The 23,402-nt window shown below is 70.2% G+C and carries 18 protein-coding genes; 14 read left to right on the plus strand and 4 right to left on the minus strand.

Annotation, left to right across the window (positions count from 1 at the left end; genetic code table 11):
- From tagH to AC2YHJ_RS24600, 6 genes are all read left to right on the plus strand, one after another.
- On the plus strand, nucleotides 1–980 hold a 980-nt coding region (tagH, locus tag AC2YHJ_RS24575), incomplete at its 5' end, for a type VI secretion system-associated FHA domain protein TagH (RefSeq protein WP_487398818.1).
- 27 nt (nucleotides 981–1,007) lie between these two features.
- A complete protein-coding gene (gene tssK, locus AC2YHJ_RS24580) occupies nucleotides 1,008–2,345 on the plus strand; it encodes a type VI secretion system baseplate subunit TssK (protein ID WP_487398819.1) in 1,338 nt (445 codons plus the stop codon).
- Nucleotides 2,346–2,385: 40 nt separating this feature from the next.
- Nucleotides 2,386–3,822 (plus strand): type VI secretion system protein TssL, long form, encoded by a 1,437-nt coding sequence (gene tssL, locus AC2YHJ_RS24585; protein ID WP_487398820.1) that lies wholly within the window; start codon nucleotides 2,386–2,388, stop codon nucleotides 3,820–3,822.
- A gap of 2 nt (nucleotides 3,823–3,824) precedes the next feature.
- Entirely contained in the window at nucleotides 3,825–7,298 is a 3,474-nt protein-coding gene (tssM, locus tag AC2YHJ_RS24590) for a type VI secretion system membrane subunit TssM (RefSeq protein WP_487398821.1), read from the plus strand.
- Nucleotides 7,277–8,467: a type VI secretion system-associated protein TagF gene (gene tagF / locus AC2YHJ_RS24595; protein WP_487398822.1), complete on the plus strand. Its 1,191-nt coding sequence runs from the start codon at nucleotides 7,277–7,279 to the stop codon at nucleotides 8,465–8,467. The genes tssM and tagF overlap by 22 nt, the downstream gene beginning before the upstream one ends.
- Nucleotides 8,464–9,177 (plus strand): PP2C family protein-serine/threonine phosphatase, encoded by a 714-nt coding sequence (locus AC2YHJ_RS24600; RefSeq protein WP_487398823.1) that lies wholly within the window; start codon nucleotides 8,464–8,466, stop codon nucleotides 9,175–9,177. The genes tagF and AC2YHJ_RS24600 overlap by 4 nt, the downstream gene beginning before the upstream one ends.
- 232 nt (nucleotides 9,178–9,409) lie before the next feature.
- On the opposite strand, the gene AC2YHJ_RS24605 is transcribed toward AC2YHJ_RS24600, so the two are convergent.
- The 4 genes from AC2YHJ_RS24605 to tssH form a co-directional block, all read right to left on the minus strand.
- Nucleotides 9,410–9,919 (minus strand): type VI secretion system tube protein Hcp, encoded by a 510-nt coding sequence (locus AC2YHJ_RS24605; protein WP_487398824.1) that lies wholly within the window; start codon nucleotides 9,917–9,919, stop codon nucleotides 9,410–9,412.
- A 13-nt stretch (nucleotides 9,920–9,932) separates the two neighbouring features.
- Nucleotides 9,933–10,427, minus strand: a complete 495-nt coding sequence (locus AC2YHJ_RS24610; protein ID WP_487398825.1) for a type VI secretion system tube protein Hcp — start codon at nucleotides 10,425–10,427, stop codon at nucleotides 9,933–9,935.
- A gap of 118 nt (nucleotides 10,428–10,545) precedes the next feature.
- On the minus strand, nucleotides 10,546–11,028 hold the full coding sequence (locus AC2YHJ_RS24615) for an Hcp family type VI secretion system effector (RefSeq protein WP_487398826.1): 483 nt from the start codon (nucleotides 11,026–11,028) through the stop codon (nucleotides 10,546–10,548).
- Between the two features lie 71 nt (nucleotides 11,029–11,099).
- Nucleotides 11,100–13,772 carry a type VI secretion system ATPase TssH gene (tssH, locus tag AC2YHJ_RS24620; protein ID WP_487398827.1) on the minus strand — a complete coding sequence of 891 codons (2,673 nt, stop codon included), beginning with the start codon at nucleotides 13,770–13,772 and terminating at the stop codon, nucleotides 11,100–11,102.
- Nucleotides 13,773–13,925: 153 nt separating this feature from the next.
- On the opposite strand from tssH, the gene tssA reads away from it, so the two are divergent.
- From tssA to tssG, 8 genes are all read left to right on the plus strand, one after another.
- Nucleotides 13,926–15,047: a type VI secretion system protein TssA gene (gene tssA, locus AC2YHJ_RS24625; protein WP_487398828.1), complete on the plus strand. Its 1,122-nt coding sequence runs from the start codon at nucleotides 13,926–13,928 to the stop codon at nucleotides 15,045–15,047.
- A gap of 108 nt (nucleotides 15,048–15,155) precedes the next feature.
- On the plus strand, nucleotides 15,156–15,662 hold the full coding sequence (tssB, locus tag AC2YHJ_RS24630; protein ID WP_487398829.1) for a type VI secretion system contractile sheath small subunit: 507 nt from the start codon (nucleotides 15,156–15,158) through the stop codon (nucleotides 15,660–15,662).
- A 4-nt stretch (nucleotides 15,663–15,666) separates the two neighbouring features.
- Nucleotides 15,667–17,163 (plus strand): type VI secretion system contractile sheath large subunit, encoded by a 1,497-nt coding sequence (gene tssC, locus AC2YHJ_RS24635; protein ID WP_487398830.1) that lies wholly within the window; start codon nucleotides 15,667–15,669, stop codon nucleotides 17,161–17,163.
- A gap of 34 nt (nucleotides 17,164–17,197) precedes the next feature.
- Entirely contained in the window at nucleotides 17,198–18,766 is a 1,569-nt protein-coding gene (gene tssC / locus AC2YHJ_RS24640) for a type VI secretion system contractile sheath large subunit (RefSeq protein ID WP_487398831.1), read from the plus strand.
- Nucleotides 18,763–19,548, plus strand: coding sequence for a type VI secretion system accessory protein TagJ (locus AC2YHJ_RS24645; protein ID WP_487398832.1), 786 nt, complete (start codon nucleotides 18,763–18,765; stop codon nucleotides 19,546–19,548). The genes tssC (AC2YHJ_RS24640) and AC2YHJ_RS24645 overlap by 4 nt, the downstream gene beginning before the upstream one ends.
- Before the next feature lie 292 nt (nucleotides 19,549–19,840).
- Nucleotides 19,841–20,332 carry a type VI secretion system baseplate subunit TssE gene (gene tssE / locus AC2YHJ_RS24650; protein WP_487398833.1) on the plus strand — a complete coding sequence of 164 codons (492 nt, stop codon included), beginning with the start codon at nucleotides 19,841–19,843 and terminating at the stop codon, nucleotides 20,330–20,332.
- 3 nt (nucleotides 20,333–20,335) lie between these two features.
- Nucleotides 20,336–22,162 carry a type VI secretion system baseplate subunit TssF gene (tssF, locus tag AC2YHJ_RS24655; protein WP_487398834.1) on the plus strand — a complete coding sequence of 609 codons (1,827 nt, stop codon included), beginning with the start codon at nucleotides 20,336–20,338 and terminating at the stop codon, nucleotides 22,160–22,162.
- Nucleotides 22,159–23,256: a type VI secretion system baseplate subunit TssG gene (tssG, locus tag AC2YHJ_RS24660; RefSeq protein WP_487398835.1), complete on the plus strand. Its 1,098-nt coding sequence runs from the start codon at nucleotides 22,159–22,161 to the stop codon at nucleotides 23,254–23,256. Before tssF ends, tssG begins: the two co-directional genes overlap by 4 nt.
- The last annotated feature ends 146 nt before the right edge of the window (nucleotides 23,257–23,402 follow it).

The following is a 23,402-nucleotide window of genomic DNA, read 5'->3' on the forward strand; positions in this document are numbered from 1 at the left end:
CCGGGCCTGATCCGTTTGCGGCGCCGCCGCCGGCCCATCCCGCCGGTTCCGATCCTTTCGCGGCAACGCCACCGGCACGCCCGGCGGGTCCCGATCCCTTCGCGGCACCACCGCCGGCCCCGCATCCGGCGGGTCCCGATCCTTTCGCGGCGCCATCGCAGCGCCCGGCTGGCCCGGACCCTTTCGCCGCGCCCGCTGCCTTCGCGGCGCCGCCCGCGGCCGCGCCCGATCCCTTCGCAGCGTCTGTGGCAGCGCCCGCAGCATACGCAGCGCCGCAGCCAGCACCCGCGCCCGCCGGCCAGCACGCCGATCCCTTCGCGGAGCCGCCGCGTGCCGCTGCGCCGCCACCACCTCCTCCGCCGGTCCACGAACCACCGCCGGCGCCGCGCCCGGTTGCGGCGACCTCGGCGGGCGGGACGGATGCCGGCCTCGCGGCCTTCCTCGCCGGAGCGGGGCTGCCGCCGAGCGCCGCCGCGAATGCCGACCCGGAAGCCGCGCTGCGAGCGCTCGGGGCCGCTTTCCACGCGGCGGTGTCGGGGCTGCGGCAGTTGCTGATCGCCCGCGCTGACGTGAAGCGCGAATTCCGCATCGAGCAGACCATGCTGCGATCCGCCGGCAACAATCCGGTGAAGTTCGCCGCCTCGGACGAACAGGCGCTGGCCTCGCTGCTGACCGCCGGGCCGCAGGCCGGCCCGCGCGCGGTGCGCGAGACGGTCGAGGACCTGACCGCCCACCAGGTCGCGACGCTGGCCGCGACCCAGGCCGCCGCACGCGCATTGCTGGCGCGGCTGGCGCCCGAGGGCATCGAGGGCGTGGACCAGGGCGGCGGCGGGCTCTTCGCCAGCAAGGACAAGCGGCTGTGGGACGCCTACAAGCGTCTTCACCAACAGGTGACCGAACAGTTCGACGACGATTTCGACAGCGCCTTCGGCAAGGAATTCGCGCGCGCCTACGAACAGGCGTCGCGGCGCGACGGATAGGCCGGGGCACAAGGGGGCAGGGCGCGGATGCTGTGGCACGACAAGGTGGTCTGGCAGGAGGGCATGTTCCTCCGTGCGCAGCATTTTCAGCAGCAGGACCGGCATTTCGAATGGATGCTGCAGGCGCGCGCCGCGCCGCTGCGGCCGCATCCCTGGGGCATCACGGAACTCTCGCTCGACCGTGACCTGCTGGCGGCGGGGAAATTCGCCATCGCCTCGGCAACCGGCATCATGGAGGACGGCACCGCCTTCTCCGTGCCCGGCCATGCCGACCAGCCGACGCCGCTCGACCTGCCGGAAGGCACGCGCAACTGCGTGGTCTACCTCGCACTTCCGGTGCGCCAGCCCGGCAGCCCCGAGATCGCCTTCTCCGAAGGTCCGGACATGGCGAATGCCCGCTACGGCATGCGCAGCTTCGAGGCCTTCGACACCCATTCCGATGCGACCGTGCCCGGTGAACTGCAGGTCGGCCGCCCGCGCCTGCGCTTCATGCTGGAGACGGAGGAACGCGCGGGCTTTTCCACCATCGGCCTGACGCGCGTGGTGGAAGTGCAGGCCGATCGCCGCGTCGTCGTCGATGACCGCTTCATCCCGCCCTGCCTGCGCGTCTCCGCCACGCCGCCGTTGGGGAACCTGGTGGGCGAGCTGGTCGGCATGCTCGGCCAGCGCGCGGAAGCCCTTGGCGCGCGACTGTCGCAGCCCGGCGCGCGCGGCGTTGCCGAGGTCGCGGACTTCCTGCTGCTGCAGGCGGTGAATCGCTGGCAGCCGCTGCTGGCGCATTGGGCCGATGCGGGCAACGTCCACCCGGAATCGCTCTATGCCGCGCTGGTGCAGCTTGCCGGCGAGCTCGCCACCTTCACCGACCCGAAGCGGATGGCTGCGACCTACCCGGCCTATCGGCATGAGGATCTGCAGCGGTCCTTCGCGCCGGTCGTCGCGGATCTGCGCCGGTCGCTGTCGATGGTGCTGGAGACGAATGCCGTCTCGATCCCGCTGCAGGAACGCCAGTTCGGCGTGCGCGTCGGCCCGATCGTCGATCGCAACCTGCTGCGCGCCAGCCAGTTCGTGCTGACGGTGCAGGCGGACCTGCCATCCGAGCAACTGCGTCGCGTCTTCCCGAACCAGGTGAAGATCGGCGCAGTCGAGCATATCCGCGAACTGGTCAACGTCGCGCTGCCCGGCATCCAGGTGCGCCCGCTGCCGGTCGCACCCCGCCAGATCCCGTTCCATTCGGCCGCGGTCTATTTCGAACTCGACCGCGGCAGCCCGCATTGGGCGCAGATGCAGAATTCCGGGGCCTTCGCCATCCACGTCTCCGGCGATTTCCCGAACCTCAAGATGGAACTCTGGGCGATCAGGGGCTGAGCCCCTGCCTGCCTGGCACTGACCCGAAGGACGCCGCGCGATGAGCGACAATCCCTTCGCCGAACCCAATGACAGCGACCGGACGGTCGTGCGGGGGCCCGGCGGCGCCGCGCCGCCGCCCCGGCCCGCCCAGCCGCAGCCGGGTTTCGGTGCACCGGCCGGCCCGGTTGGCGGGATGCCCGGCCTGCCGGGGGCCGCGGGTCAAGGCGGCGGCCGAGCCGAATCCGCCCCGCGCCTGGCGGGTGAGGCAGATGCGCTGCCCAAGACCGGCATCGGCGCGCTTGCCGCCGCGGCGCAGCCGCTGCTTGACCTGCTGGGGCGGCTCGCCAATGCCGGCATGACCGCGCCGCCGCAGGGCGAGGAATTGCGCGAACGCGCGCTGCGCGCCTTCCGCCAGTTCGAGGTCGATGCCCGCGACGTCGGCGTCAGCGCCGAGCAGGTGCGCGCCGCGCACTACATCCTCTGCGCCAGCCTCGACGACGTGGTGCTGTCCTACAATTGGGGGCAGGGCAGCGTGTGGTCGGTGCAGTCCCTCGTCGCGACCTTCCATCAGGAAGTGAAGTCGGGCGATCGCTTCTTCGACGTGCTCGCCGGCATGCAGAAGGATCCCGGGCGCTGGAAGGATGCGCTGGAGGTCACTTACCTCTGCCTGTCGATGGGCTTCCAGGGGCGGTACCGCCTGTCGCCGCGCGGGGCGTCGGAACTCGACCAGATCCGCACCGGGCTCTACCAGCTGCTGACGCAGGTGCGGCCACCCTGGGAGCGCGAGCTCTCGCCGCATTGGAAGGGCGTGGATGCGCCGCATCGCGGACCGCGCCGCGGCATCCCGGCCTGGGTCGCTGCCTGCGTCGCCGTCTTCGCGCTCGGCATGGGCTATGCGTGGCTTGCCAATGCGATGAACGAGGGCTCGGACGGGCTCTATGAACGCCTCGCGGCGCTGCCGCCGGGCGCACTGCCGACCATCGAGCGGGTGGACCCGCCGCGCCCGCCCGCGCCGCCGCCACCGCCGCCGCGCACCGTAGCACCGCCGCCGCCGGACTTCCTGCTGACGCTGCGCGAATTCCTCAAGCCCGAGATCGACCAGGGCCTGCTGACCGTGTTCGGCGACGGGCGTTCGGTGACGGTGCGCATCAAGGGGCGCGGCATGTTCGCCTCGGGTTCCGCGACCGTCGAGCAGCGCTTCATCCCGATGCTTCAGCGCATCGGTCAGGGCTTGAGGACCGAACCGGGACGCGTGCAGGTGCTCGGCCATTCCGACAACCAGCCGATCCGCACGGTGCGCTTCCCGTCCAACTTCCACCTGTCCGCCGCGCGGGCCGAGGCAGCCGCCGCCATCATCGCCGGCGCGACGGGCGATCCCGGCCGCTTCACCTATGAAGGCCGCGCCGATGCGGAACCGATTGCCGACAACAGGACTGCCGACGGCCGGGAGGAGAACCGGCGCATCGAAGTGGTCCTGCTGAGGGGTACGAACTGACCATGGAGATCCTGACCGTCTTCCAGCCCTTCCTCAAAGGGCGTGCGATCGCGGCGCTGCTGGCCGTCGTGCTGTTGATGCCGATCGTCTACCTGTTCGGCCCGATGATCGATCTCGGCGGTGTTCGCCCGCTCGAGAGCGAGACCAACCGCATGATTCTCTGTGCGGTCCTGTTCGTCATCTCCCTGGCGGTGATCTGGGTGATGGAACGGCGCAAGTCGCGCCGCGACTTGCTGCTGGTGGCGGGCATCGCAGCACCCGATCCCGGCGCCGACCGTGCCGCGGAAGAAGAAAGCGAGATGCGCGAGCGGCTGACCGCTGCGCTCGACCGCCTGAAATCCGCATCCGGCAAGAAGGGCGCCTTCCTCTACGACCAGCCTTGGTACGTCATCATCGGCCCGCCCGGTTCGGGCAAGACGACGGCGCTGGCGAATTCCGGGCTCGACTTCCCGCTGAGCGACGGCGGCAAGCTGCAGGGCGTGGGCGGCACGCGCTTCTGCGAATGGTGGCTGACCGACACCGCCGTGCTGATCGACACGGCCGGGCGCTACACGACGCAGGATTCGGATGCCGCGGCCGACAAGGCGGGGTGGGAACGCTTCCTCGGCCTGCTGAAGAAGAACCGGCCGCGCCTGCCGCTGAATGGCGTGCTGGTGACCTTCGGCGTGGACATGATCTCCCGTCTCGGTCCCGCCGAGCGCGAGCAACACGCGCGCACCGTGCGCCGGCGCATCAAGGAGCTGGAGGACAAGCTCGGCCAGCGGCTGCCGATCTACTTCATGATCAGCAAGACCGACCTTCTCGCCGGCTTCATGGAGTTCTTCGACGACCTCGACAAGACGGCGCGCGAGCAGGTTTGGGGCTTCACCTTCCCGGTCGAGGGCGGGGGCGAGGCCGGCCATGCCGCGAAGTTCGGCGAGGAATTCCAGGCGCTGCTCGGCCGTCTGCAGGACCGCGTGCTGGAGCGTCTGCAGAATGAACGCGGGCCGCAGCAGCGCGCCGCGCTGGAGGGCTTCCCGGCGCAGTTCGCCTCGATGGAAGCCCCGCTTGGCGCCTTCATCGCGGCCGCCTTCGGCGGCACGCGGCTTGATCCCGCACCGATGCTGCGCGGTGTCTACTTCACCTCCGGCACGCAGGAAGGCAGCCCGCTCGACCGGCTGGCCGGCGCGCTGTCGCGGTCCTTCGGCTTCGATCCGCGCCGCCCGGCGGCAGTGATGCAGCAGAAGGGCCGCGCCTACTTCATCACGCGGCTGCTGAAGGATGTGGTGTTCAACGAGGCGCGGCTGGCGTCGAACGACCGCAAGGCGGACAAGCGGCGGCGCGTCGTCGCCATCGCCGCCTGGTCGATCGCCGCGCTGGTGATCGCGGGCGGCGGCCTGTTCGGCTACACGGCCTGGGCGAAGGAACAGGCGCGCGCGCAGCGCCTCGCCGAGCAGATCGGCAAGGCCGAGGCGGCTGCGCAGGGCCTGCCCTTCGATCGCATCACCGAGTCCGAGTTCCGCCGCATCCTTCCCTATCTCGACGCGGCGCGGGACCTGCCGCCGGCCGCGCGCGGCGAAGGCCCGATCTTCGGGCTGAGCCAGGGCGAGAAGCTCGAAGCCGGCGCCAATGCGGCCTATCGCCGCGCGCTCGACCGCTCCTTCCTACCGCGGCTGCTGGCGCGGATGGAACTGGTGATGCGCGGCGCCTTCCAGCGGCCGGACGAACTCTATGAGGCGACCCGCGCCTATCTGATGCTGGGCCAGGAAGGGCCGCTCGATATCGAGGTGGTGCGGTCCTGGTTCGCCCGCGACTGGCAGCGCGCTTTCCCAGGCGCGGTGAACCAGCCGGTGCGCGATGCGCTGATGGGCCACCTGGATGCGACGCTGGCGCGCAATTTCCAGCGCTATCCGGTGGATGGCGCGCTGGTGGACCAGGCGCGGCGCGTCTTCTCCCGCCTGCCGCTCGCGCAGCGCGTCTTCTCGCGCCTGCAGACCATCGCGGCGACGGCGGGGCAGAACGTCCAGCCCTGGCGGCCGGCGGATGCGCTGGGACAGTCGGGGCAGCGCTATTTCGTGCGTGCCTCCGGTCAGCCGCTGACCGAGGGCATTCCCGGCCTCTACACCATCGATGGCCTCTATCGCGGCCTGCTGCCGGTGCTCGGCCAGGCGGTGCGCCAGGGTGTCGCGGAATACTGGGTGCTCGGGCCGGAAGGGGCCAATCTCGGCACCGACGATCCGGTGCAGTTGGAACAGTCGGTGCTGCGGCTCTACGCCGAGGAATATGTGAAGCAGTGGCAGGCGATCCTCGAGGACCTGAACCTCGTGCCGCTGCCGCCCGCACTGGCCCAGCAGGCCGAGGCGCTGAACATCCTCGGTGCGCCGAACTCGCCCATCAAGGATCTGCTGCGCGGCATCGCGCGGCAATTGACGGTCGGCACGCCGCCGCAGGGCTGGACGCGACCGGGCGCCCAGCCGCGCAGCGCGCCGCAGCCCGGCCAGCCGGCGCAGCCGCCCGAACCGACCGGCGCCGAACCTGTCGCCGATGTGGTGGAACCGCGCTTCGAGGCGATCCGCGCGGCCGCCGGCCAGCCGCTGGACGACGTGCTGCGCATCGTGAACGAGCTGTTCGTGCAGGTGCAGCGCCTGGCCAGCACGCCGCCCGGCACGCTGCCGCCGCCGAGTGTCGGCCTCGACCCCGGGCAGCGGCTGCAGGCCGAGGCGGTGCGCCAGCCGCAGCCGTTGCAGCGCTGGCTGAACGGCATGGTCACAGCATCCGCCGCGGCGCGCGGCGGCGGGGCCAAGGCCGCGCTCGCGGCTGCTGGCGCGCAGCAGATCGCACCCTTCTGCCGTGGGCTCGACCAGCGCTTCCCGTTCAACATCAATGGCCAGGACCTGCCGGTGGATGACTTCATCCGCCTGTTCGGGCCCGGCGGGGTGTTCGACCAGTTCTTCACGCAGAATGTCCGGCAATATGCCGACATCACCAGCCTGCCCTGGCGGCCGGTGGCGACCGACGGCCTGCCGCCGCCGATCTCCGCGGCAGACCTGATGCAGTTCCAGCGGGCACGGGCGATCCGCGACGCCTTCTTCCCCGGCGTCGCCTCGATCGGCCTGCGCTTCGAACTGGTGCCGCAGAACATGGACGCCGGCACGCAGATGGCGACGCTGGAGTTCGAGGGCGCGAAGACTGAGATCACACGCACCGCGTCGTTCCGGCCAATCCCCATGTCCTGGCCGGCGCGCGGCAACATGACGCTGACCTTCGATCCGCCCTCGCTCGCCGGGCCGCTCGCCTTCGACGGTGCCTGGTCGGCGCTGCGGCTGGTGATGCGGCGCGGATCCACCCTGACCACGACGCCGGCACGCGAAAGGCTGCGGCTGCGCGTGACGCAGGGGGATCGCGTCATCGACTTCGAGCTGCGCGCCGGCAGCACGCAGCACCCATTCGGCCTGCGCGAGCTGACGGAGTTCCGATGCCCGACGCTCTCCCCCTGACGGGTCTGTTCGGCAAGGTGCCGGCGCACGGGGATTTCGTGCGCCGTGGCCTGCCGACGACCTTCGTCGGGCCTTGGGATTCCTGGCTGCAGGATGGGATGGCGACGGCGCGCGAACGGCTGGGCGATCGTTGGGCAGCGGTCTGGGACGGCGCGCCACCCTGGCGCTTCGCGCTTCCGGCCGGGGCCTGCGGGCCGGACGCCGTGGCCGGCGTCCTGCTGCCAAGCGAGGACATGGTCGGCCGGCGCTTCCCCATCACGCTGGCGGTGCTGTTGCCGCTTGGGGAGCCGACACCGAGCCGGGCCTGGTTCGCGGCGCTGGAGGCCGCGGCCCTGGCGGGACGGGCCGGGCAGGCCGACGCGGATGCCCTGGCCGCCGCGATCCCGCTGCCCGGTGCCGAGCCACCGGAAGCCGAGCCGGCGCCCCCGCCATCCGGGTGGAGCCCTGCCGAACCCGCTGATCCGCCGCCGCTGCCCTTCGCCGCGGCGCCTGAGGATGACGCGATGTCGCCCGTGGCCGATCTGCGCGACAGCCTCGGTGAGAGCCAGGGAGTTGCGCTGGCCGAGTCCGTCGATGGATCGGAGGGCGACCTGTCGGTCGCAGCGGGCAATGTGCTCGACCTGTTCGCCGGTGGTGACGCGTCGCCGCCGGTAAGCGACGCGCCCGCGGCGCCGCCGGGCGACCTGCTCGACATCTTCAGCCGCGCCGTGCCGGCGGCCGAGGCGGCGACGCTTCCCGAGATGCCCGGCAGCGCCCCGCCGCCCCACATGGCGACGCCCGATCCGCCGGCACCCGCGCCGTCCGACGGCACGCTCGCCTTCCTGCTTGGCGAAGGCGATGCGGCACCGGCGGCCACGCAGGCCGGCCTGGCCGTGGAGAGCGATCCACTGGCGGCGCTGATCGCCGCCGGTGATGCGCCGCCGCGCCTGCCCGCCGAGGATGTCGCGCCGGCGATGGAGCCGCTGGCGGCTACGCCGATCCTCGCGGAACTCGCCTCACTGCCGCTTGCCGCCATGCCCACGCCCTTGCCGTCGGCCGCCGCACCCGAACCGCCGCCGGGCGGTGGCTGGTGGACGGGCGGTGGCGGCCGCCTGCCACCCTCCATCCGGTCGCTGCCAGCCCTGCTGCCGGCGGCCGATTTCGCCAGCCTATTGGAAGCCGACGCATGACCTGGCGCCTTGCCTCAATGGCTGCGACCCATCCCGGCGCGGTGCGTCCGCGCAATGAGGATGCGCTGCTCGATCGATCCGATATCGGGTTGTGGGTGGTGGCTGATGGTGCCGGCGGGCATGGCGCGGGCGACGTCGCATCCAACGCCATCGTCGCGGCGATGGGCGTGATCCCGGCGGGCCTGGCGGCGGCGGAATTGATGGCGCAGGTGCGCCTGCGCCTGACCGCCGTGCACCAGGAACTGCAGGAGGAAGCGGCGCGGCGCGGGCCGGGTCGGATCCTTGCCTCGACGGTCGTCGTCATGCTCGCGCGCGGGGAGCATTTCGCGATGCTCTGGGCCGGCGATTCGCGCGCCTATCTGCTGCGGCAGGGCACGCTCTCGCGCGTCACCAAGGACCACAGCCTGGTGCAGGAACTGGTGGACCAGGGCACGCTGCGCGAGGAGGAGGCCGAGAGCCATCCGCAGGCCAATGTCATCACCCGCGCGATCGGGGCGCATGGCGAACTGGAACTCGACAAGGTGTCCGGCCGCATGATCGAGGGCGACCGCTTCCTGCTGTGCACCGATGGCCTGTTCAAGACGATGGCGGAGGCGGAGATCGCGGCCATGCTCGGCGGGGGCGCCGATGTGCAGGCGATCATCAACGAGGCGGTCAGCCGCGGTGCCCGCGACAATGTCAGCGCGATCGGGGTGGATTGCCTGGCGTGACGCCGGCGGAGCCATTGGCCTGCGCGCGCCGGATCGCGGCGCCGTCGCTTGCCTCGTGTCCTTGGGGAAATCCTCGCCCGACCGGATGATTTGCGCCTGGTCAGGCCCCGCGGCCGTTCAAGCGCTTGGCTCGATGGCGGTTGCGCTCCCGTGCTGCCGGACCGGGCATCGCCACGCGCCCGAATTCCGCCCAAGGCGGGCCGGTGCCGATCCGGCGCGAGGGTAAGCGGCCCTAGCCGCCCGAGTGCTCCGGCACGGAGTATCGTACGAGGTCCTGCGAGCCGGACAGCGTGTTGCCGACATTGCTCACGCCAACCGTGACCACCTCATACTTCATTTCGATGATCTCGTGCGGCCGGTCCCCCTCGGACGATTCCGAGATCCGTAGGACGTGGGCACTCTCCAGCGTGATTCCGAAATAGGGGATCGGCCGGGTCGTGCCGGTGCGCAGCCAGGTGATCTTGACCTCTGGGAAGATGCTTCGGTCCACCATGTTCTTCCAGAACAGGGCGCTGTTCGCATCCGAGATGCGTTTCAACTTCACGGAGCGGAGCTGTGGTGCCCAGGCCCGTGCGCCGCTGGAAGAAGACTGCGAAGTGTTGCGCGCGACGCGCGTACCGCCCCATTCGAAGCCGGCCAGCGTCAGCCAGCCAATATGGTCGGGGGCCCTCGCCTCGCCGATGATGCCCGGCACCTGGAAAAGGGTGCTGTCGCCACCGGAGCCGGATTGCTGGACTGCCATGACGGCTCCCCTCTCAGAGCGAGTTGGCGATGGTGGCGGTCGCCCGCGCCGTCGAGGCGCCGCTTCTTTCGAAGGCCCACGACGTGATGTCCATGCGCGTGTACCGGATGCTGAAGCTCTCGAGCGGCCGGTCGGACCCCGTCGATATCGTGGTGAAGCCGGCAATGCCGCAACCCAGGAGCTCCAGGCGCAGGTATTGCTGAGGCTGGGCGGTTCCGGTCCGCAGGAAGACGATGACGACGTTGCTGTCGAAGCCGCCGAACAGCGCGTCGCGGTACAAGCCGGTGGAGGACGCATCCGCGAGCTTGGTGACGGTGATTTCCGTGACGTCCAGCGCGCTCGAGTCCTGCCAAGGCTCAGTCTGGCCGGCCGGCAACGCGGCCGAGAAGCTGCAGCCCTTCAGGTTCATCCATCCGCCGCTTGCCGGCGACTTCTGGACAAAGGACGGCGGAAGCCCGGACTCGCCCCGCACGCCGTCAAAGCACATGCAGATCGCAACATCGCTCATGGCGTCTGTTCTCCGATGGCTTTCGCCAAGGATATGCCGCCCGGATGGCTCCGGACGGCATGTCCAGTCTTATGGTCCGGCGCCCGCCGGGGATGTCACGCCGCTGCGCGGCGCGGCATCACTTCGTCATCGACGACAGCTTCCAGCTCGTGGAGGCGGGGCTGCCCGTCAGGTCGTCGCCGATCGGGTTGTACTTCACTTCGATCTCACCGAAGTTCATGTGCACCGTCTCGCCAGGGCGGCTGTCGACGCCCGAGCCGCCGGCGGCCTTGAAGGACAGGCCGGACACGCCGGTGGCCTTCAGGTAGACGCCGAGGAATTCCTGCGGGTCGCCCGAACCGGTGCGCACGAAGGAGATCTTCACTTCGTTGTTCAGCTTGCCGAAGCAGGCCTGCTCGAAGAGCTTGAGCGTGGTGCCGTCGGTCGACTTCTTCACGACGATCTCGCTCATGTTCACGACGGAACCTTCGCGGACCGAGTTCACGCCCGAGGTAATCCGGCGACCAAGGCCGAATTCGAACGAGGTGAGCTCGATGTACTTCTCGAAGCCCTTAATCTTGCTCTCGCCCGGAATGCCCTTGTATTCCATCAGAATTGGCATCGCTGTGTCCCTTTCCCTACCTACCCCCGGAAGGCGACCCGCTGTCGCCTCCTGATACGAAGAACCTTATCTCAATCGACGTCGTATCGGAACGACCCATCGTCGTTCAGACCCACCTTCACCTGAAGGATTTCATGACCGTCGGCGAGGCGCGCGAGGATGCGCGCGGAAAGCTCCGGCAGCACCGTGCGGCTGAGGATGTTGTCGATGTTGCGCGCACCCGAGGAGACTTCCTTGCAGCGCTCGACGATCGCATCAATGACGTTGTCGTCCACCTGTAGCGGCACGTTGTACGCCTCCTTGAGGCGACGTCCGATGCTGCGCAGCTTGAGCCCGGCGATCTTCTTCAGGATCTCGGGCGGCAGCGGATAGTAGATGACGACGTTGGTGCGCCCGAGGAAGGCCGGCTTGAACGACTTCAGCAGGTCCGGCATCAGGCTTTCGCGCAGCACCTCGGGCTCGGGCGCCATGTCGGGATCGGCGCACAGCTTGTCGATGGTGTCGGTGCCGGCGTTCGACGTCATGATGATGACGGTGTTGCGGAAGTCGATGTCGCGGCCTTCGCCGTCCTTCATCGCGCCCTTGTCGAACACTTGGAAGAAGACGTCCTGCACGCCGGGATGCGCCTTCTCCATCTCATCCAGCAGGATGACGGAGTAGGGGCGGCGGCGCACCGCTTCGGTCAGCACGCCACCTTCGCCATAGCCGACATAACCCGGCGGCGAGCCCATCAGGAGGGAGACCTTATGCTCCTCCTTGAACTCGGACATGTTGATGGTCGTCATGTTCTGCTCGCCGCCATAGAGCAGGTCGGCGACCGCGAGCGCCGTCTCCGTCTTGCCGACGCCTGACGTGCCGGCCATCAGGAAGACGCCGATCGGCTTGCGCGGGTCGGTCAGCCCGGCGCGGGAGGTGCGGATCGCCTGGGCGATCGCATCCAGCGCATGGTCCTGGCCGACCACGCGCTCCATCAGGTGGTCCTTGAGCTTCAGGACGGTGTGGATCTCGTCCGACACCATCCGGCCCACGGGGATGCCGGTCCAGGTGCCAACGACATCGGCCACCGCCTGGCCATCGACCACCGGGAAGACCAGCGGCTCCTCGCCTTGCAGCTTGTGCAGCGCATCGGCGGTCTCGCCGAGTTCCTTCTTCAGTGCCTCCAGGTCCACCGCGGCCGGGGCGGCGCCTTCCGGGGCAGGCATGGGCACGGCCGCCGTCTCGATCTGGTGGCGGATGTCGCGCATCTTGGTGACGAGCGCCTTCTCCTGCTCCCAGCGGTTCATCACCTCCTCGAGCTCGGCGGAGACCTTCGCGTGCTCCTGCTCAAGGGCGAGGCGGCGCGCTTCGTGGTTCGCGCCGGTGGCCTCCTCGCGCTTGATGGCGCCCAGTTCGGTGTCGATCAGGGCGAGGCGGCGCTGGCGATCCTCGACCGGGGCGGGGATCGCCGCCTGGGACATGCCGACGCGGGCGCAGGCGGTATCCAGCAGCGACACGCCCTTGTCCGGCAGCTGCCGCGCCGGGATGTAGCGGGCCGACAGCTTCACCGCCTGGGTGATCGCCTCATCGAGGATGCGCACGCCATGGTGCTTCTCGAGCGTGCCGACCAGCCCGCGCAGCATGGCGTTGGCGAGCGGTTCGGACGGCTCCTCGACCTTCACCACCTGGAAGCGGCGGGTCAGGGCGGCGTCCTTCTCGAAGTACTTCTTGTATTCGGCCCAGGTGGTGGCTGCGATACAGCGCATCTCGCCGCGCGCCAGGGCGGGCTTCAGCAGGTTGGCGGCATCGTTCTGCCCCGCCGCGCCGCCGGCGCCGATCAGGGTATGCGCCTCGTCGATGAACATCACGATCGGCGTCGGCGAGGACTTCACCGCGTCGATGACACCTTTGAGACGATTCTCGAACTCGCCCTTCACGCCCGCACCGGCCTGCAGCAGGCCCATGTCCAGCGAGTAGAGCTTCACGCCCTTCAGCGCCTCGGGCACGTCGCCGGCGGCGATGCGAAGTGCGAGGCCCTCCACCACCGCCGTCTTGCCGACGCCGGCCTCGCCGGTGAGGATCGGGTTGTTCTGGCGCCGCCGGGTCAGGATATCCACCATCTGGCGGATCTCCCCGTCGCGGCCGAGGATCGGGTCGATCTTGCCGGCCTTGGCGTGGGCGACGAGCTCCGTGCAGTACTGGTCGAGCGGGCCGCCCGAGCGCGGCGCCTCGCCGCCAGGCGCACCGCCCGCGGCGGGGCCGGCGGCGGATTCGGCACCGGCCTCGGCGGCTTCCTCGCTGCCCTCGGCCATCTCGCCGAGATTCCGCCGCACTACATCGGCCGGCAGGTTCAGCAGGGAAGGCGCGCTGTCCTTCACCGTGCGGCCGAGCGCGTCATCGTTCAGCAGCGCGGCGAGCAGGTGCCCCGAGCGGATCTTCGGCGCCCCGCTTTCGAGGCTGGTCAGCAGCCAGGCCTCGCGCAGCCAGGTCACGATGTCCGGGGACAGCGAGGGCGCGCGGGCATTGCCCGTCTTGAACTTGTCGAGCGCCCGGGTGATCTCGTTCGCCACGCGCCCGGCATCGACGCCGCCCTTGCGCAGCACCGCGGCGACGTCCGACCCGCCGGTCTCGACCAGCTTGAGCAGGACGTGCTCGATCTCCACATTGTAATGGGTGCGCGACAGGGTGAGCCCGGCCGCCGCCTCCAGTTGCCGACGCGTGAGCGCGTTCATGCGCCCGACGAGGGATTTCAGATCAATCGCCACCATGCCGGGACTGCCTCACCTGGAACTGCACTCGCGGAGCGGCTTTGCTTCCGCGACGCGGACGGTAAGGGGGCGTGCGAAACGAGTCCAGCGTGCTAGCGTGGCGTGCATCGGCCCCCGTCATTCGGTGTAAGGGGCATCACACGGGGGTTAACGATGGGTGAAGGTGTGCTCGATATCGAGGCGCTTCTGGCACCGCTGGCCGATGGCGAGGGGGCCGGCGAGGATCTGCGTCCCGACTATTCGCCGACCTCGCTCTATCAGCGGATACGCACCCAGAGGAACGACGCGCGCGCCGGCGAGCGCGCGATCGATGGCGGCGACCCGGAGGCCAATCCGGCGGCCATCGCCACCGCCTGGCGGGATGTGAAGAAGCTCGGGATCGAGGCGGTCAGCGGCCGGTCCAAGGATTTCGAGATCGCCTGCTGGATGGCGGAGGCGCTGGTCCGCGTGGACGGCCTGCCCGGCCTGGCCGACGCCGCCGAGGTCATCACCGGGCTGTGCAACCAGTATTGGGATCACGGCTTCCCCGCCCTCGACAGCGAGGACGGCATCGAGGATCGCGGCGCCCCGATCGGCGGCCTGTCCGGCGAAGGTGCCGACGGCACCCTGATGGCGTCGATCCGCCGCTACCCGCTGTTCCAGCGCGCCGACGGATCCGATGGCGACCTCTTTACCTGGCAGCGCGCCGAGGAGACCGCGGCGATCGCCGATGCCGAGCGTCGCCAGGCCCGCATCGATTCCGGCGTGCCCGACTTCAACGCCCTGCAGAACGAGGCACGGGCGAGCGTGGGGATGCTGCGGGCGGCCGGGCAGCAGGCGCGGGCGGCGCTGACCGCCTGGACAGCGATGGATGCCGCCGTCTCCACCCGCTTTGGCGGCAGCGCGCCGTCTACCCGCCGCGTCGCCGAGGCGCTGCAGGCCATCCTCGAGCTGGTGACCCGGATCGGCGGCGCGCCGGCCGAGCCGGGTACGGCCGAGGAGGCTGCCGTCGACGCATCCGGCGGCGGCGGCGGCGATGCGCCCGCCGGGGGCGGTGGCGGGGTGGCTGCCGGCCCGAAGCCCATGCGTACCCGCGAAGACGCGATCCGCCAGCTGGAGGAGATCGCGGGCTTCTTCCGCCGGACGGAGCCGCATTCGCCGCTGGCCTTCACCCTGGACGACGCGGTCCGGCGCGCCCGGATGCCCCTGCCGGAACTGCTCGCGGAGGTGATGCCCGATGCCTCCGTGCGGAGGATGCTGCTGACCGCCCTCGGCATCCACGTCGCCGAGGAGTGATGCGCCTCACGGCGATGATGCGGATGCGTTGACCCGGATCGGGCTGGGTGCGTAGTCTCCCGCCACCGTAATCATGGGCCTCGGACCTCGCCCTTTGGAGGAATGCTGATGAGCAGCGTGCATGACAAGCTCGCGCGGGTCCGGAAGCCGCGCGTCCACATCACCTATGAGGTCGAGACGGAAGGCGCGCAGATCGAGCGCGAGCTGCCCTTCGTCATGGGCATCATGGGCGACTTCGCCGGCGATCCCAGTGAGCCGCTGAAGCCGCTGGCCGAACGCAAATTCGTCCAGATCGACCGCGACAACTTCAATGACGTGATGGCCCGCATCCAGCCCGGGCTGAACATCAAGGTCGACAACACCCTGGCCGGCGACGGCAGCCAGATGGCGGTCAACCTGAAGTTCAACAGCCTGGACGACTTCGAGCCCGCCAAGGTGGCCGAGCAGGTGCCGGCGCTGAAGGCGATGCTCGAGACACGGGCGAAGCTGCGCGACCTGATGTCCAAGGTGGACCGCTCGGACGAGCTCGAAGGGCTCCTCGAGCAGGTGCTGCAGGACAAGGACAAGCTCGACAAGCTGTCGGCCGAGCTCGGCCTCGACAAGAAGGAGGGCTGAACGCATGAGCGGCACCCAGTCGGCCCCCGCCGGCAGCACGACGACCACGGAAGCCGAAGGCGGTCTTGGCCTTCTCGACCAGGTCATCGGCGCCACCAAGCAGACCGAGCGCGACCGCGCCCAGGACCTGATCAAGGCGCTGACCGAGGAAGCGCTGAAGGGCACCGTGACCTTCAGCCGTAACCTGTCGCAGACCTTCGATCGCGCCATCGCCGCGATCGACCAGAAGGTCAGCGAGCAGCTGAACGCCATCATGCACAATGAGCGCTTCAGCAAGCTCGAAGGCTCCTGGCGCGGCCTGCATTACCTGGTGATGAACTCGGAGACGGGGACGTCCCTGAAGCTCCGCCTGCTGCAGATCAGCAAGCGCGAGCTGTCGCGCGACCTGCAGCGTGCCGTCGAATTCGACCAGTCGCAGCTCTTCAAGAAGATCTACGAGAACGAGTTCGGCACCCCGGGCGGCGAGCCCTACGCCTCGCTGATCGGCGACTACGAGTGGACGTCCCACCCGGACGACGTCGAGACGCTGCGCCTGATGTCGTCGATCGCGGCGGCGTCCTTCGCGCCCTTCATCTCCGCGGCCTCCGCGCAAATGTTCGGCATGAACGACTATCGCGAGCTGTCGAAGCCTCGTGATCTCGCCAAGATCTTCGAGACGGCCGAGTACACCAAGTGGCGCGGCCTGCGCGACACCGAGGATGCGCGCTTCCTCAACCTGGTCATGCCGCGCACCATCGCGCGCCTGCCTTATGGCGCCGCCACCGTCCCGGTGGAGGAATTCGCCTATGAGGAGGCGCCCTACGACGCCAACGGCAAGCCGAAGGCGATGGACCACGAGCATTACTGCTGGATGAACGCCGCCTACGTCATGGGCGCGCGTCTCACCGACGCCTTCGCGCAGTATGGCTTCTGCGTCGCCATCCGCGGTGCGGAGGGCGGTGGCAAGGTGTCCAACCTGCCGACCCACGTCTTCACCTCGGACGATGGCGACAGCGACACCAAGTGCCCGACCGAGATCGGCATCACCGACCGGCGCGAGGCGGAGCTCTCGGGCCTCGGCTTCCTGCCGCTCTGCCACTACAAGAACACCGACTACTCCGTGTTCTTCGGTGCGCAGTCCGTGCAGAAGCCGAAGAAGTACGACCGGCCGGAAGCGACGGCGAATGCGGCGATCTCCGCCCGCCTGCCGTATCTGATGGCGACGTCGCGCTTCGCGCACTTCCTGAAGGTCATGGCGCGCGACAAGATCGGCTCCTTCATGGAATCGACGGATGTCGAGATCTGGCTGAACCGCTGGATCCAGAACTACGTCAACGCCAACGAGAATGCCGGCCAGGACCTGAAGGCGCGCTACCCGCTGCGGGAGGCGAAGGTCGAGGTGAAGGAGGTGCCGGGCAAGCCCGGCGTCTACAACGCCGTCGCCTATCTCCGCCCGTGGCTGCAGATGGAGGAACTCTCGACCTCCATGCGCATGGTCGCGCGCATTCCGCAGAAGGCCTGACGCAACGGCGGGGCGGAAAGGGGAATGCGGCGTGGTGCCACAGCCGCCCGATACCGACCCGCCGGTGCCGCTGCGCGCACAGGTCCTCTCCGGGAACTTCCTCGGCCGCTCCGCGGCCGGGGGGGCGGAAGCGCTCTCGGCCTTCCTGGTCGAGAGATCGCCCGTCGAGGCCATCCGCGCCTGGTTCGGGCCGCGGCTGGCCAACATCACGGCCCATGACGGCAGCAAGGCAGGGCGCGCCAACGCCATCGCCCGGCTGGAGGAAGCCGTCGATCGCGACATCGCCGCGCTCGACCGGCTGATCGGCAGCCAGCTCGACACCGTGCTGCATGACGACCGGCTGCGCCGGCTGGAAGGCGGCTGGCGGTCGCTGGACTGGCTGGTCGATCGCGTCCCCTTCGGCGCACGCATCAAGATCCGCATCTTCGTCGCGCGCTGGGGGGAAATCTGCCGCGACTTCGAACGCGCCATCGAATTCGACCAGTCTGTCCTGTTCAAGCAGGTGTATGAGGGCGAGTTCGGCTCCCCCGGCGGCGAGCCCTTCGGCATGCTGGTCGCTGATTACGAGGTGCGCCACGCACCCGGACCCGGCAGCCCGACCGACGACATCGCCGGGCTCGACGGCCTGGCCGGCGTCGCCGCCGCGGCCTTCGCGCCGGCGGCGATCGCGGCCCATCCCGCGCTGCTTGGCTTCGACACCTGGGCCGGCGTGGGTGCGGCAGCGGACCTGACCGATGTGCTGCGCGCCGCCGACCGCACCCGCTGGCGTTCGCTGCAGGGGCGGGAGGACAGCCGCTTTCTCTCCGTCGTGCTGCCGCGCGCGCTCGGCCGCGCGCCCTGGCCCGATGACGCGACCCGCGCCGATGGCTTCCGCTATCGCGAATACGCGCCGGGGCCGGAGGCGCGCGTCTGGACCAGCCCGGCCTATGGCCTCGCGGCTGCCGCCATCCGGGCCTTCGCCAAGGCGTCCTGGCCCGCCGATGTGCGCGGCGCGACGATCGCGGCCGAGGCCTCCGGCGGCGTGATCGAGGACCTGCCAGCCGAACGCCTGTCCGGCGACCCGCGTTCGGGCACGCTGCGCCCGCCGGTCGAGGTCGCGCTGACCGACGACCAGGAACGCCAGGCGGTCGAGGCCGGCTTCATTCCCTTCATCGGGCTCGAATTGCTGCCGGAGGCGTCCTTCGCGGCGACGCCGTCGATCCATCGCCCGCCCCGCATGCAGGGCGAGACGGCGGCGGCGGCGGCGGCGAATGCCAACCAGCGCCTCTCGGCGCAGTTCAATGCCATGCTCTGCGTCAGCCGCTTCGCCCATTGCGTGAAGCTGATGGGGCGCGACATGGTGGGGTCCTTCCAGACGGCGGACGACATCCAGATACGGCTGCAGCGCTGGCTGCAGGGCTTCACCAACATCTCGGCGGGCGGTGCCGGTGATTCCGGCGCGCGCTATCCGCTGCGCGAGGCGCGGGTCGAGGTGCATGAGAAACCGGGCAAGCCCGGTGTCTTCGGCTGCACGGTGCTGTTGCAGCCGCATTACCAGTTGGACGAGGTGGGGGCGGCCTTCCGCCTCGTGACGGATCTCCAGGCGGCGAGGCAAGCGGCATGACCACGGCAGGCGAGGCGTTCAAGGCAGGCGACATCGAGGGAGCGGTCGCGGCGGCGATCGCCACGGTGAAGTCCAATCCACGGGAGCCGGGGGCGCGCTGGCTGCTCGCCGAGATGCTCCTTTTCGCCGGGGAGTTCGAACGCGCGGACCGTTCCCTCGATGCGGTGATCGAGGAGAACCCGTCGCCGACCGTGATGGAGTTCCGCCAGTTGCTGCGCGCCGAGGTGGTCCGCCACCAGGTCTTCCGGGACGGCCGCGTGCCGAAGTTCCAGGGTGAGGATCCGACCGAGGCGCAGAAGGCCGCGGCGCGGGCGGTGACGCTGCTGCGCGGCGGCGACCATGCCGGTGCGGCCGCGGCGGGGGCCGAGGTGGAATCGCTGCGCCCGCGCGTGCCGGGCAAGGTGGACGGCGTCGCCTTCGACGACCTGCGCGACGCCGATGACGTGCTGGCCGCCATGATCGAGATCCACACCGCCGGCGGCGAATACATGTGGGTGCCGGTCGAGCGCCTGCGCGCGCTGTCCTTCGACGAGCCCAAGCGACCGCGCGACCTCTATTGGCGCCGCTGCACCATCGAGACCAAGGACGGCCAGGAGGGTGTCGTCTACATGCCGACCGTCTATCCCTGGACGGCGAAGGACATGCCGAACCCGCTGCGGCTCGGCCGCGGGACGGAATGGCAGGATGATGCCGGGCTAGTGCGCGGCCTCGGCATGCGCGAATTCCTCATCGGCGAGGAGGCGAAGACGCTCGCCGAACTCACAGAGATTACCTTCGATTGACCAGGCCTACGCCCACGACCGCGACGCCCTTCCGGCCCGATGTCCTGCATCGGGTCGCGGGCGTACGGCACGGCCGTGCCCAGGCCGCCAACGGCGGCTGCCGCAGGGCGCGAAAGCCAGGCGGCCGGACGGATTCCAACATGACCGCCGACCCCCTTCGGCCCGATGCCTGGCATCGGGCCAGGAGCGCACAGCGCGACCGCGCCCAAACCACCCTCCACCGCCAGCGCGTCAGTGCAGGGCGCGAAAGCCAAGCCGGCGGATGCCGGCGCCGGCGTTTGAGGCATGAATAATGTCCGATAACCGATCGAGCCCGCGCATCCGGCTGCCGCTGCTCGACCGGCTGCTCGATGCCGACCCGGACAGCCCGCGCGATCCGCCGCTGTCGCAATCCGTCGCGGTGGACCTGCTGCGCACCGCGGTGCGCCGGGATCTCGAGGCGCTGCTCAACGCGCGCCGCCGCCGCCTGCCCCCGCCGCCGGGCTTCACCGAATTGTCCATGTCGCCGATCGGCTATGGCGTGCCCGACCCGACCGCCGGTTCCTTCACCGAGGAGGAGCGTCGTGCCGCCCTGTCGCGCGAGATCCAGGCGACCATCACCCGCTTCGAGCCGCGCTTGACCGGGGTGAAGGTGCAACTCCACAAGAATGAGGGCCGATCGATCGACCGCGTCCTGCGCCTGCGCATCGAAGCGGTGCTGCGCACCGACCCGGTGCCCGAGCACATCTCCTTCGAGACGCTGGTGCGCCCGACCACGCTCGACGTCGCGGTGCGGGAGGACTGAGCGATGTCTGAATCGCTGCTCCCCTATTACAACCGCGAGCTCCGCGCGATCCGCAAGCTCGCCGGTGAATTCGCCGATGCCTATCCGAAGGTCGCCGCCCGGCTGCGCGTGACCGCCGAGGCGGTGGACGATCCCTATGTCGAGCGGTTGCTCGAAGGTGTCGCCTTCATCGCCGCGCGGGTGCAGCAGCGCCTCGACGACGAATTGCCCGAGTTCAGCGAGACGCTGCTCGAGATGCTGGCGCCGCATCTGCTCGCACCCGTGCCGTCGATGACGACGCTGAAGCTCTCGGCACCGCCGGAAGCGACCGGGCCGACCCGCGTGCCGCGCGGCCTGATGGTGGAAACCGAGCCGGTGCGCGGCGAGCCGGTCCGCTTCACCACCTGCCACGACGCCACGGTCTGGCCGGTGACGGTGGAATCCTTCCGCCTGTCGGGCCTGCCGATCACCGCGCCGGTCAACAACCGCGTGCAGGGCGCGTTGGGGGTGCTGCGCATCACGCTGCGCACCACGACGCCGGAACTGACCTTCGCGAAGCTCGGCCTCGACAAACTGCGCCTGCACCTGCGCGGCGTCGGCGCGCAGGCGGCGCTGCTGCACGAATTGCTCTGCACCTCGACGCTCGGGCTCGCGCTGGCCGACAGCCCGGTCGATCCGCGCCCGACGCTGCTCGATGCCGATGCGCTCTCCCCCGGCGGCTTCAGCGCCGAGGAAGCGGCGCTGCCCTGGCCGAACCGCTCCTTCGCCGGCTACCGCATGCTGACGGAGTGGTTCGCCTTCCCGGAGAAGTTCCTCTACCTCGATCTCAACGGGCTGGATGCGCGGACCCTGCTGCAGGAATCCGACAAGCTCGACATCTTCGTCTATCTGTCCCGCGCCATGCCGGAGCTCGAACGGTCGGTCGGCGTGGACAATGTCGCGCTGGGCTGCACGCCTGCGATCAACCTGTTCCCGCAGCGCTGCGAACCGATCGGCCTCGACGGCACGCAATCCGAATGGATGGTGGTGCCAGATGCGCGCCGTCCCGGCGCGCTCGAGATCTACGCCGTCGATTCGGTGCGCGAGAGCCGCGCCGATGGGCGCCGGCGCACGGTGCTGCCCTTCTACCGGGTTGGCCGGGCGGAGGGTGACGAGACGCTGCTCGCCGACATCAACTACGTCACCTTCCGCCGCGGCGCGACGCCCCCGGTCACCGGCACCCAGACCTGGATCGAGCTACGCGACGCCGAGTTCGACCCGGCCCAGGTCGCCGAGGGTGTGCTGACCGTCGAGGCGCTGTGCTGCAACCGCGACCTGCCGGCACTGCTGCCCTTCGGCGCCGGCCAGCCGCGGCTGCGCGTGGCGCAGGGCGGTTCGCCGGTGTCGATGGTGGACTGCATCTCGCCGCCCACGCCGACGCTGCGCCCGCGGCTGAACGACCGCGGCGCCTGGCGGCTGATCTCTCACCTCGCGCTCAACCACCTGTCGGTGACGGGCGGGGATGGGGGCGCGGCCGCGCTGCGCGAAATCCTGCGCCTGCACGATCTGCGCGACACGGCGGAGACGCGCGCCGCGCTGGCGGCCCTGGTAGCGGTGGATACGCGACCCGGCGTGGCGCGGCTGCCCGGCGGGCGGGCCGGCGCCTTCGCGCGCGGGCTCGATGTGACGCTCACCTTCGATCCGCAGGCGTGGCAGGCGGCGGGGCTGTATCCGCTCGCCCAGGTGCTGGAGCGCTTCCTCGCGCTGCAGGTCTCGGTCAACGCCTTCTCCCGCACCCTGGTCGCCCTGCGTGGCAGGCCCGGGGTGGTGGCGCGCTTCGCCCCACGTAGCGGCACGCGGACCCTGCTGTGAGCGAAACCGCCCCGCCCGGTCCGGAGCCGATCGCCGAGACCATCCCCGATGTCGCCGACCTCGCGGTCGCCACGCCCGAGGCCGCGGCCGAGGCCCGTCCGGCGCCGGAGCCGCCGCTGTCGCCGACCCTGACGCCGGTCGCGCCGATCGAGCGGTTGAAGCGGGAGCCGACCCGCTTCGACATCGACCAGGCCACCGCCATCGCCCTGCACGCCGCCGGCCTCCCGCCGGATGAGCCGGAGGCGCTGGTGCTGCGCAGTTCCGCGCGGCTCGCCATGCCGGCCGGCGCGGTGCTGGCGGCGAAGCCGGAGCAGGGGGAACTCACCCTTGGCACCTTCGGCCTGATCGGCGCCGGCGGTGTGCTGCCGCGCCACCACACGGCTCAGGTCGCCGCCGAACAACGCAAGCGTTCCCTCGCGCTGCATGTCTTCCTCGACATGCTGGGCCGCCGCGTCACCGGGCTGCATGCCAAGGCGGGATCGAAGTACCGGCCGACGCGCAACCCCGAACCGGCTGAGCGCGTGCTGTCGGCGGCGATCGGCATGGGCTCGCCGCATCTCGAGATGCGCACGCGCATCCCGAAATCGGCACTGCTGTTCCATGCCGGCAACCTCGCCGCCCGCACCCGCAGCGCCGAGCGCCTGCGCGCGATGCTGGAGGCCGAGACAGGCCTGCGCGTCGAGATCCAGGAATTCGCGGGTGGCTTCATCCGCCTGCCGGAGGAAGAACGCAGCCGCATGCCGAAGGGGCGCGGCGCGCCGCAGCATTGCGCGCTTGGCGTGTCGACCACCGCGGGGGCGCAGGTGTGGGACCCGCAGGCGCGGCTGATCGTCCGCTTCGGGCCGCTCGACCGCGCCGCCTTCGATTCGCTGCTGCCCGGCACGCCGGCCTGGCAGCGGGTGACGCAGCTCGCCCGGTTGTTCGTCGGCCCCGACACCGCCTTCGCCGTCAACCTGGTGCTGCGCGCGGACGATGTTCCCGCGGGCGCGCTTGGCAGCACCTCGCGGCTTGGCTGGACGTCCTGGATGGGGGCGTCGAAGCCGCGCCGCGGCGATGCGCGCGACGCGCTGTTCGAACCGCGGGAGGTGATGTGACCCCGGTCGGCCCACCGATGGGGGCAGCACCAACGACCCGCTGCCGCGCATCGGAGCGCGACCATCCGGCGCGAAGCCAAGCCGCCGGGACATGTTCGCGTGCGACTGCCGCCCGCCTTCGGGCCGATGCTCCGCATCGGACCGGA

This window comes from Roseomonas sp. SRI_022 (genome assembly GCF_057586215.1).